This window comes from Sphingobacterium olei (genome assembly GCF_005048855.1).
Lineage (GTDB): Bacteria > Bacteroidota > Bacteroidia > Sphingobacteriales > Sphingobacteriaceae > Sphingobacterium > Sphingobacterium olei.
Genome location: NZ_SUME01000002.1, coordinates 750,359 through 760,836, shown reverse-complemented (window position 1 = coordinate 760,836; position 10,478 = coordinate 750,359). Strand labels below are relative to the sequence as shown.

Sequence of the window (10,478 nt, the reverse complement as noted above, 5' to 3'; positions counted from 1 at the left end):
CGGAATGTGCCAGCAACGCCGTATACTTTTTGGCGGGTAACCCTAACGCATTTCCTGCCAACAATTCTAGTTCGCCAAACTCGACAAAGTGATTGCCCTTGCCTGATGTGCCCAACTGCCGCACGGCTTTACCTCTTAACGGTTTTAAAAAGGGGATCTCATTGAATACGGGACTGTCTAACACTTCGTGTTCCTGCCTGATATCCAAGCCGCCTTCCATACCAAAGTGCGTATAGTTTTTCAACGCCTGTTTAATCTGATAGGCAAAGCGTTGGATGTAACTATCGCTTTCATCAATAATGGAGAGCGACATCCGACATCCGATATCCATCCCCACTGCATAAGGGATCACGGCATTATCCGTGGCCAGCACACCGCCGATGGGTAAACCAAAGCCCATGTGTGCATCTGCCATGAGTGCACCTTGTACGCTGATCGGCAAGAGAGTGGCGAGTTCCATCTGCTTTTTGGCGGAGGGTTCAATCCACTTACCACCGTAGGTTTTACAGAAGACCGGCTCGTCGCGTAGTGCATGTGTTTGAAACGATGGATTTCCCGATTCGCCTATGATTTTTTCAGCAATTTTACCCGTGACCTCGTCTGCTAAAAATGACGCCGGATCGGCCATGATTTGTTGCAACATCTCGAACAGTTGTTGCTTGCTGTGGTGTTTGAAATGTTTGGAAACTATGTTAATGACCAAACTACGTAATTGATCATTTCGATAGCCGATTTTACTTAAATCTTTTGTTCTTAAATTGCCCATGTGGGTTCTTATGTATCTAAACTCGGGAACGCATTGAAGCTGTCGCCGAGTATGTTATTAAAAATTTGTTGAATTTGTTGTCTGACGCTATTTCATCCTTGTGGAAGGATATACCCTTGTATAGGTGCTCAGAAAATACCAAGAATTTGAAGGCAGCAAAAAACAACCAGCATAATTATGTACGCAACTGCTTAATCAATAAAAAAACAAGTGTTTGACTGCCTTGTTAGGCAATGAGCGAAAGGGGCGATATGTAAATTTGCGCTGTCATGATTCCTTGATGCTTAAAAGATTAGTAAATCAAGAATTGACGCAAAGTTAATCAATATGCTGACATTTGCAAAAAAGAGATTGGACTGAGGTAGTTAGATTTGATACAAAATTGGATCCCGAGCATTTTTAGTGTATTTTTAGAAATAGTCATCTACTAAAACTACAAATACGCTATTATTTTTTTCTTTCTAATAAGGAAGTATCTATATCTGCTTTTGTAACTCGTTTACTGAATCGAATGGTTCTTCCCGTTCGTGATACACCCTGAACCGTAATAATATACGAATCCGACAGGGTGTTGTTGTGGAACCTAACGGGAAACTTCACGTTGCCCTTGATCTGTACATCAGGATTCCAGTATAGGGTCTGCCGATCGTCATAAGCCGGCAAGCTGTCTCTGTTGTATTTTTTGTGATGAAAATCGTGAAAACCACTATAGCCAGCCACGTTGGAAAGTGATATTTTCGCCACACCAATATCCTTGTTCCTTGCATTGACGCCCGAGGTGTAGTACATAATGGCTCCACCACCTGATGGGTGTTGGATGTAATTTTCGTACACCCTAGCAAAGACAATCTCTGTAACATCCAACGGCATATCTCCACCTGTCCATGTCTTATCCCTATCATGTATATTGTTCGCCAATATCAAAGGCCCTAGACCTCGTATTATCGGATATTTGTTTTTTAGGTATTCAGTCAGTTCCTCTAAAGTAAACACATAACCAGGTATACCTTCGTGGAGAAGATCAATATCCATCACCGATTCGCGGTCGAACCAGCCCCGGGAGAATTGTGCCTGCATCTTCTGGATCCTGGCGTCGACCTTCTTTCGGGGAATACCAACTTCTTTGATGGCACGTTCCCCCGAGGGGAGTATGTAGTAATGGGGATCAAATTTTCCGATGTAGACGTGTGACAGATCCGTTCCCGCTTCAAAATCCGGGACAACCATTCGGTCGACCGGCTCAAAGTTGGAAAAGCTCCACTCGATCTCATGCGAAATGGTTTTGAGGCGTTCGTCGATCTGTACCACCCGGGTCTGTAGCGTGTCATAGAAAACGATGTCACGCAGGAGCAGATTGCCTAAAGTATCGTACGGTACCTCCTCATAGCGGAAATCTGCTTCGGTCAATAGCCGGTAACCGAACGAAACTCCTTTTACGGTCTTATCTTCTTTTTCAAGGCGCTGCTGCCTTTTGTGGCGCAGACCCCAAAACTTCTCCCATTCTTTGGGCGGCATCGTTATCCGCCCTTGCAGCGAGAGAACGGCATCATTAATGGAATCAGCAGGCCCGGGCTTGGGGTAGGAATAGCGGTATCGTCCGCAAATGGCAAATTTATAACGTGCCGGATTATCCGCAACGCTAGGTAATAGGCCGTCGTGCACAGAAACGGACAGGTTCCATTCATTGTAGTCCGGGATCAGGATATCGAAGCTGTTCCCACCAAATCGATCAAAGGAAACCTGTTCGAAGGACAACTGTGGCTGAATGGGGTTAAAGCGGTCAAGCCGCATCGTGGCAAGCACGGAGTCCTGTTCTTCAAGCACGAAGTCTCCGGAATAGCTTCCTCCCAACAGTTCTTCAAGGGGGAATGTTATCATATTATCTATCCCAAAATGCAGGTTCTTATACCATGTGGTGCCAGGTTCGGGAATGAATAGCAGGGTCGCATTTCTGAATCTGGACTGGTTTTCGATAACGATCAGGGTGGTGTCACCGGCCTGTCCAAGCCTCATACGTGCACCATATGGACTATTCGTAAGTACTTGTTCATAGTCCGTGCCCTGATGGGACCAACGTAGGAACAAAGGGGTCTTTTCTGCCCTGAACTGCACGGATGCCCTGCCAAGGGTATCGGTTGTAAAAGCGGCCACTTCCGTCCCGCTTTCGTTGGCCAGTATAGCATTGATCCCGGTACGTACGTTCCACTGGAAAGATGCATTATTAAAAAGTCCGGGAAGGATACCGTCTCCCTCAATAAGTACCTCAACGGCAGGTCTACTGTCCGATACTACTTCCTTCTTCTGAAAAACGCCTATCTTGGATACGAATGGTTCGTGCTCTTTTCGTTTAGTGTACAGGTTGAAATAGAGCTCATGGTCTTTATAATCATCCGGTATAATATATTGCCCAAAGGTCGAACCTCCTACAACAGGCCTTAGCTGTTGCTCAAGGACATCTTTGTCCGGCCGGCCGATGGCCATCGCGAGATTCCGTACGGCGGTGTCGGGGCTGCCTTTATAAATGAGGTTAGCTTTATACCACACCGTGTCACCTGGAAAATAATATGTCCTATCTGTATGCAGCTGCACATCGTGCTGGGCATAAAGTTTATGGGCAAATATAAAATACAGCAGCACCATCAATAGTCGTTTGCTAACAGCACGAACAACGCTATTGCTAGTATTAATTTGTAATATGGTCAACTTCTTAATATTTGAAAGGTGTACGGTCATGCTAAGTATTAATCGTCCTTCTCTTTTTTAACGGATACTAAAAACTTCAATGGACGGAATCAAGATGAACAAATATAAAAAATCAAATCATCTATCTTGGCGGAGCCTAGCTGAATCATAATTGAATATAACTGTCTGATAAAGATACTAAAACGTTTTTACATATAAAAAAAAGAATAAGCAGCTCGGTATCGAACAAAGAATAACCGTTTTCAGTTAATAATGATAAGATGGCATCTATTTGCTGTTTTGCATCATGGATTTAGCGGTTATTAGTTACGACAATATTAACAATTTTATGTCGCGGTTTAGAGTTATAGTTTACGCCCACGATGCTGAACCTATCGAAGAAACTGTGGTAGAAACTGTGGTAGAAACTTCTGCTTTAGTACGCTCTTATATAGAGGACAATCCCCACATCACAAGAGAAGAATCCGTTAAAAAAATCCAGCGTTCAGTTAGAGGGATAGAATACCAACTGCTTTTCAATCCGTTTTTATGGATAAAATACGGATAAGATACAGACTCTCGATATTCTGTTGAAACGTTAAAAAATGATAAATAACGAAGGAGCTTATGAGGTGTATAAATATTTCGATATAGATTAGTTCCAACATAAAGATTATATCATGAAGGTAGTATTACAACTTCTATTTTTTGTCGTGTTTTTTAACACAGCTGCTTTAGCTCAAGTTTCCCAAAGAGACTACAATCTAGATTTTAAGCAAACTAAAAATAATCTCCCAATTGGCTGGCATATCGTTAATAGCGAGGGTTACGACATCGGAATGGACACCAGTCAATTAGCGTCGGGTACCCCCTCTTTGAAAATAAAGTCCGTAGCTGAGGTGAATTCAGGAGCAGGTGTACTAGTTTTCGATATTCCTGATAATTTAGCCGGGAAATCACTCACTTTCGTTGCTAAAATAAGAACTGAAAATGTTTCGGAAGATGGGCAGGTCGGGATCTATGGCCATGTCCATCATAAGGTTGATTTTAAAAATTTGGAAGACCTAAAAATTAATGGCACCCGTGACTGGAAAGATTACAGCATCACATTGGAACTCGCTCCTGAAGAAACGGATAAGATAAGTATAGGATTATATTTGATTGGAAGTGGCACAGCATGGTTTAACGAATTGCGCTTGTTTGTTGATTCCAAAAACTATAAGCAAGCTCCGGTCTTTGAGTCCACTGCGGATTCTATTTACAGGTCAAGTTCCCGTTTATCTCCTTTCGAACTAAACGATCAGAATCAAAAACTTTTAAAAGATGTTGCGCTGGTCTGGGGAACAATCAAATATTTCCATCCTTCCGTAGCTGAGGGAAAATGGAACATGGATGCCGAATTGTTTAAATTTCTTCCTAAGATTCTGTCCCTTCAATCAAAAGAGCAACAGGAAATTGAATTCATTAACTGGATCCACAAATTTGGCGAAATACCATCTAGATTAAACAATAAACAAGATCACAATGAAAAAAACGAACTGAAACTGAGAACAGATTTGACCTGGATCGCGCAATTAGATTATTCCGATAAACTGAAAAAGATACTTTTACAATTGTCGGAAGTTGAACCTCCTGATCAACATAGATATATAGAGTATTTTGCAGGCCCAGATCACCCGGACATCAAAGAGTTTTCATACACAAAGGCAAGTGTGGATGATATTGGTATTAGACTGCTGGGATTATTTCGTTACTGGAATATCATTCAGTATTTCTTTCCTTACCGCTATTTGACAGAACAGCCCTGGGACGGGGTTTTGGAAGAATTCATACCGGTTTTCCATCGTGCCAATACCTTCTCGGCTATAGATAGTGCTTATCTAAGATTGTTTTCTAAAATAAACGATGGTCATGCTTTTGCTACTCTTTCGACTTATTATAATACAACTGTATTCGGGAATAACGGTGTCGGGTTTAAGATTAAGATTATTAATGACAAGGCAGTTGTTGCGGCGTTGGGAGTCGATAGCCTGGACCGTGAAAAAGGTCTGTTAGTTGGAGATGTTATAGCTGAAGTTAATGATATCCCCATCGTTGAATATATTCGATCCAAACGCCCGTTTATAGCTGCTTCGAATGAAAAAACAGCTTTAAAATATATGGAGCAGATTCTCTTCCAGACGAATAAAGACCAACTGAAAATCAAATTTTCAAGAAATGACATTGAAAGTTTCATTAGCATCCCTACATTAAAGATAGATGCTATCCGGTCAGTCCCTGAAAAAAGCTCGCCACCTTTTCAGATTATAAATAACCGTATAGGATACGTTCAAGCCGGAAAATTCAAAGAAAAAGATCTCGAGCCGTTCCTTAATTTGATGGAAGGTAAAGAAGGCCTAATATTAGATTATAGGCAGTATCCAGCGGAAGAGATGCACCAGTTATTTTCAGATTATCTATTTCCGGAAAAAAAAACCTTTGTTAGGATTTCAAATAACAAAGGTCTTTCCCCGGGCGAATTTGCTATAAAGCGTTCAAGCACCATTGGTAATCACAACCCTAATCATTTTAAAGGCAAGGTGGTCATATTAATAGACGAGGGCTCACAGAGTGCTGCTGAGTTCCAGACGATGGCCTTCCAGACCATCCCAGGCACAGTGGTAATTGGGAGAAACAGCGCAGGAGCAGATGGAAATTTCTCTTCGATCCCGCTACCTTTTGGGTTTAAAACTGCATTTTCAGGAATTGGTGTCTATTATCCCGATATGGGAGAAACACAGGGAATAGGAATCGTTCCCGACATTTATGTAGAACAGACCATCGAAGATGTTAAAAACAAGAAAGACAGGATATTACAAACCGCTTTAGATCTATTTTAATAAAAACAGGTATGGTTTCATCCATGGATTATTCAAAATCGCTACTGGATTACAATGTTTCCGAGTTTGATCTCATCCGCACGAAATACAACTTATTGTACAATCAGGGCGATACGTGAGAGAAACCATAAAATAACCATTCCAGAATTATCTGAAATTGTCGGAATTAACGCCACAAACATACAAGATAATGTAAAGAAATTGCACGATATGGGTAAAATAAATTGCATAGACCCAGCGAAAGGTGGCCACTGGAAAATTATTGATGGATACTACGATACCCCCGATCTTTTCAGGGGGAACTGCTATCGACGCATGACGAAAACCAGATAGTTACTACGACTTTTTCCGAATGCTGGGGACATTATACAGAATCTTCCATTCGGAATTTTCGTTTACCAACGTGATATTAGATGAAAAATGCAGCAGTTCGCTCTCCAGTATAACCTTGGCGATGGCGATGTTGCCCCGTTCGTCTATAGACTCGATCTTAATCGTACGTGGTGAACCCCCGAATCGTTTTGTCTCAATCAGTTCGATGTAACGTGTCTTGGAAAAGATAAATATTCCCTTCTGTTCAAAAAATCCATCTTGTATATTTTGGTATGCATCGTGCATTACGGCGGCTAATACGAAAGTATTACGTGTATCGGCGGCATTTACGAAGGTATGTATGGCCTGTATAATCGCTATGCTATAGTTCATTGTCGTCATTATAATTTTAGATTAGTGCTGTTTTGATTTCCTGATAAATAGAGGCTAGATTGGTTGGCGTCATTAATGGGTTGGCCGTGCCTTCTATCTCAAATAAATAGCTGTGGCTAATGCCCATAAAAGCCAAAATATCCGTTAAGTATCTTCCAAATATATCGATGTGCTCGGTAGGATCTTTTTGGCCTCCTCTAGCCGTAATTACAAATGCCTTCTTGTTAACAAGTAATCCTTGATGCGTGCCTTCTTCTGTATATCTAAATGTTTCATTGACCCGTACAATATGATCAATATATGCTTTTAGACGGGAAGGGATCATGAGGTTATACATCGGGCAGGTGATTAGTAGATAATCACTTGCTTTAATTTCATCAACGAGAGCATTGGATAGGTCTAGAATGGCCACCTCTCTGTCCTTGGCAAAAAATGCTGTAGTTAATTCCTGATGAAGATCGGGTATATCCAGAATTCGTAGATCACGGTATATTACGTTTCCATGAGCATATTTTTTCTTCCATCGTTGTTCTAAAAAATCACCCATTGATCTACTATAAGAACCGTCTGTGCGTATACTTGCATCGATTCGTAGTAATGTTTTCATAAATACGTTTTTTGTATACAAGACAACAAGCACTATCTGAATGTGACACTATTCTAAATTATTTTGGAAATGTGATAATTTGTCCGGATCTACAATGGAATATATATTGTCTATATGACCAGATGGACTGACAGAAAATATCTGACAATTATAGAGTTTATTATTTTTATAAAAGCATACGGCCGGCTGATGGTTGACTATCGCAAATGTATAATCCTTTGCTTCGAGAAACATCCGGTATACATATTGAAGAAGTTTTGCTGTTGCTTCACGACCTACCTCAATATCCTTTACCACATTGACTTTCTGTCCACCATCTGCCATTATTCTGATATCATCGACCAATAGTTCTTCTAAACTACGAATGTCGGCATGTACGATTGCGTTGATATAGCGGGATAGCAGTTCGTCTGGTTGCTGTCTTATCTTGAACGGCGCCCGGCCCATTCCTTTTTTGGCTCGGGTCAGCAGTTGCCTGGAATTAGCTATACTGATTTCAAGTAAATTGGAAATCTCCTCATGCGTGTAATCAAACCCTTCTTTGAGTATAAAAACCGCTCGTTCCCTTGCATTCAATTTTTCCATCAATACCAGCAACGTATAGTTCGCCGTATGTTCTTTGAGCAGTTTCGAAGCGGGGTTGTCCGTAGCAACGGGTTCGGGCAACCATACACCATATTGAGCGGTACGTTTATTTCTCTTCTTAAAGTTGATAGAGAGATTGATGACAGTACGGATCAGATAATTGCGCTCATTTTCTATCTTAGATTTATCGACAGCAATGTATTTTTCGAGGGTATCCTGTACCAGATCTTCTGCATCCTCATAAGATCCGACGATATTGTAAGCGTATGTAATTAATTTGCGGTATGTTTCGTCCATTATGTTTTTTTCTTACGGACAACTAAAGCCGATGAAACGTGACAACTTATATATTTTTTTGTTAATGGGTGAATTGCACTGTTATTTATTCAGAACAAATGTAAAATTCTTCTACTAAATTAAACAAACGTTTGTTTGCATATCCACTAGTGAAGATTTTCTTTTGTTTTATATCTTTAGGTTCAAATATATTCGCTAAACTATGAGACTATCGCTATTGGCTTTATTCCTATTGACCCCTTTCCTTATTGCCATAGGACAGCAACAACGTCCCAATATTATTTTCATTCTGGCAGATGACCTCGGTTACGGGGATATTGGACCATATGGCCAAACCAAAATAAAGACACCTGTATTGGACGAACTGGCGACCCAGGGAAGACGATACACCCAGTTTTATGCGGGCAGTACCGTCTGCGCACCTTCCCGATCCGCCTTGATGACCGGGAAACATACGGGCAACGGCTACATCAGGGGCAACGGTGAAATTGCGTTGAGAAGCCACGATGTCATCTTACCAGAACTTTTAAAACAATCGGGTTATACTACCGGGATGGTAGGTAAATGGGGATTAGGACTAGCAGGCACGGACGGAGCTCCCGAAAAAAAAGGGTGGGATTTTTTTAGTGGTTTACTGCATCATGTTGAAGGACATTTCCAACGTAAGGATTCCGTGTGGACATACCTGAACGGACATAGCGCAAAAATACCCCTGGAAAAAGATGCTTATGTTAACGAGTGGTTTGCACAGCAGGCACTAAATTTTATGGATGCGAACCGCAATAATCCATTTTTTCTATATGTTTCTTTTACGCTACCACATGCTGAACTGGCGGTACAACAGCGTTATCTGGATCAGTACCTGGATGCGAAAGGAAATAGTATCTTCTCACCGGAAAAAGCGCAACCAAGTGGTTTACATTATGGGCCTCAGTCTTTTCCCAAAGCAGCTTATGCAGCGATGGTAACTAGCGTAGACGACTATACGGGTTGGATTTTGAAGAAATTAGATGAATTAGGCATCGCAGAGAATACGCTTGTGATCTTTACGAGTGATAACGGCACCCACCAAGAAGGCGGACGTACGTTATTGGATGCAACGGATGTATTTCGCAGCAGCGGGCCATTACGAGGAATTAAACGTGACCTGTATGAAGGCGGAATCAGGATTCCTTTCATTGTCCGTTGGCCGGAGAAGATCAGTGCCGCAACAACGAGTAATCATATCGGTGCGTTCTGGGATATCGTACCCACATTTACGGAGCTCGCAGGAGGCAATGCTCCTGCCGATATCGACGGGATATCGTTTGCTGCAGATCTGACTGGTGGAAAAAAACAAACACAGCATGAAACACTTTATTGGGAATTTAATGAAGGAGGATTTAAACAAGCGTTACGGATGGGTAATTGGAAAGCGGTACGTTTCTACAAAGGTAAGGAACCTCAACGAACAGAGCTTTACGATTTGAGTACCGATATTGGTGAAACAAAAGATCTTGCTAATGATTTTCCAGATCAGGTCAAAAAAATGGAAGATAGGATGGAAAAGCAGCACACCACATCGGAACATCCACTGTTCAGAATTAAATAGTAGTATGGTTATACTTAGTTAAAAAATATCTTAATCTTTAGCCTGAGTTAAAATGCTCTAGAGCTAAAGCTTCGTTAAAACGGGAGATTCGTAGCAAGTAAACCCAACTTGGGTACCTCATCAAAGAGAAAATTCAATGTTCCTATCTATAAAATATTGGCTCCCAAACCGACTACACTTGAAATTATCTCTGTAGAATTAAACGAAGAAAAAAAATTCGGAAAGAAATTTTTAAAATAGCTAACCACCCGTCGTGCGTTAACAATTTTGAAATACACAAAGTCACAGATAGACAAAAAATTAAAAGTTTAATAATCAAATATTTACAAATCAATTTATCGCATATCGCTCTAAAAAAAATTAGAA

At 41.1% G+C, this 10,478-nt stretch carries 9 protein-coding genes; 4 read left to right on the top strand and 5 right to left on the bottom strand.

The window, feature by feature from the left end; genetic code table 11:
- Together FAZ15_RS07425 and FAZ15_RS07420 are read right to left on the bottom strand one after the other, a co-directional pair.
- Positions 1 to 766, bottom strand: a 766-nt coding sequence (locus FAZ15_RS07425; RefSeq protein WP_136900662.1) for an RtcB family protein, incomplete at its 3' end; no start/stop codon positions are given.
- Positions 767 to 1,213: 447 nt separating this feature from the next.
- Positions 1,214 to 3,469, bottom strand: a complete 2,256-nt coding sequence (locus FAZ15_RS07420) for a hypothetical protein (RefSeq protein ID WP_136900661.1) — start codon at positions 3,467 to 3,469, stop codon at positions 1,214 to 1,216.
- Between the two features lie 328 nt (positions 3,470 to 3,797).
- On the opposite strand from FAZ15_RS07420, the gene FAZ15_RS07415 reads away from it, so the two are divergent.
- The 3 genes from FAZ15_RS07415 (at position 3,798) to FAZ15_RS23105 (ending at position 6,660) form a co-directional block, all read left to right on the top strand.
- Positions 3,798 to 4,016, top strand: coding sequence for a hypothetical protein (locus FAZ15_RS07415; protein WP_136900660.1), 219 nt, complete (start codon positions 3,798 to 3,800; stop codon positions 4,014 to 4,016).
- A gap of 112 nt (positions 4,017 to 4,128) precedes the next feature.
- On the top strand, positions 4,129 to 6,327 hold the full coding sequence (locus FAZ15_RS07410) for a S41 family peptidase (RefSeq protein WP_136900659.1): 2,199 nt from the start codon (positions 4,129 to 4,131) through the stop codon (positions 6,325 to 6,327).
- 54 nt (positions 6,328 to 6,381) lie between these two features.
- The gene (locus FAZ15_RS23105) at positions 6,382 to 6,660 is read left to right on the top strand and encodes a winged helix-turn-helix domain-containing protein (protein ID WP_136900658.1); all 279 of its coding nucleotides are present in this window, start codon (positions 6,382 to 6,384) and stop codon (positions 6,658 to 6,660) included.
- 3 nt (positions 6,661 to 6,663) lie between these two features.
- Here FAZ15_RS23105 and FAZ15_RS07400 read toward each other — a convergent pair whose 3' ends face one another.
- From FAZ15_RS07400 to FAZ15_RS07390, 3 genes are read right to left on the bottom strand one after another with little or no spacing between them, the layout of a single operon-like run.
- A complete protein-coding gene (locus tag FAZ15_RS07400; RefSeq protein WP_162304895.1) occupies positions 6,664 to 7,032 on the bottom strand; it encodes a nuclear transport factor 2 family protein in 369 nt (122 codons plus the stop codon).
- A 16-nt stretch (positions 7,033 to 7,048) separates the two neighbouring features.
- Positions 7,049 to 7,639 carry an FMN-dependent NADH-azoreductase gene (locus FAZ15_RS07395; RefSeq protein ID WP_136900656.1) on the bottom strand — a complete coding sequence of 197 codons (591 nt, stop codon included), beginning with the start codon at positions 7,637 to 7,639 and terminating at the stop codon, positions 7,049 to 7,051.
- A gap of 48 nt (positions 7,640 to 7,687) precedes the next feature.
- Complete coding sequence (locus FAZ15_RS07390; protein ID WP_136900655.1) at positions 7,688 to 8,521, bottom strand: sigma-70 family RNA polymerase sigma factor; 834 nt, start codon at positions 8,519 to 8,521, stop codon at positions 7,688 to 7,690.
- Positions 8,522 to 8,723: 202 nt separating this feature from the next.
- Between FAZ15_RS07390 and FAZ15_RS07385 the strand changes: the two genes are divergently transcribed.
- On the top strand, positions 8,724 to 10,112 hold the full coding sequence (locus FAZ15_RS07385) for an arylsulfatase (RefSeq protein ID WP_136900654.1): 1,389 nt from the start codon (positions 8,724 to 8,726) through the stop codon (positions 10,110 to 10,112).
- The last annotated feature ends 366 nt before the right edge of the window (positions 10,113 to 10,478 follow it).

Bases quoted from the DNA above. Each gene is read 5' to 3' on its own strand.
- FAZ15_RS07415 (WP_136900660.1), top strand. From the start codon at position 3,798: ATGTCGCGGTTTAGAGTTATAGTTTACGCCCACGATGCTGAACCTATC.
- FAZ15_RS07410 (WP_136900659.1), top strand. From the start codon at position 4,129: ATGAAGGTAGTATTACAACTTCTATTTTTTGTCGTGTTTTTTAACACA.
- FAZ15_RS23105 (WP_136900658.1), top strand. From the start codon at position 6,382: ATGTTTCCGAGTTTGATCTCATCCGCACGAAATACAACTTATTGTACA.
- FAZ15_RS07400 (WP_162304895.1), bottom strand. From the start codon at position 7,032: ATGAACTATAGCATAGCGATTATACAGGCCATACATACCTTCGTAAAT.
- FAZ15_RS07395 (WP_136900656.1), bottom strand. From the start codon at position 7,639: ATGAAAACATTACTACGAATCGATGCAAGTATACGCACAGACGGTTCT.
- FAZ15_RS07390 (WP_136900655.1), bottom strand. From the start codon at position 8,521: ATGGACGAAACATACCGCAAATTAATTACATACGCTTACAATATCGTC.
- FAZ15_RS07385 (WP_136900654.1), top strand. From the start codon at position 8,724: ATGAGACTATCGCTATTGGCTTTATTCCTATTGACCCCTTTCCTTATT.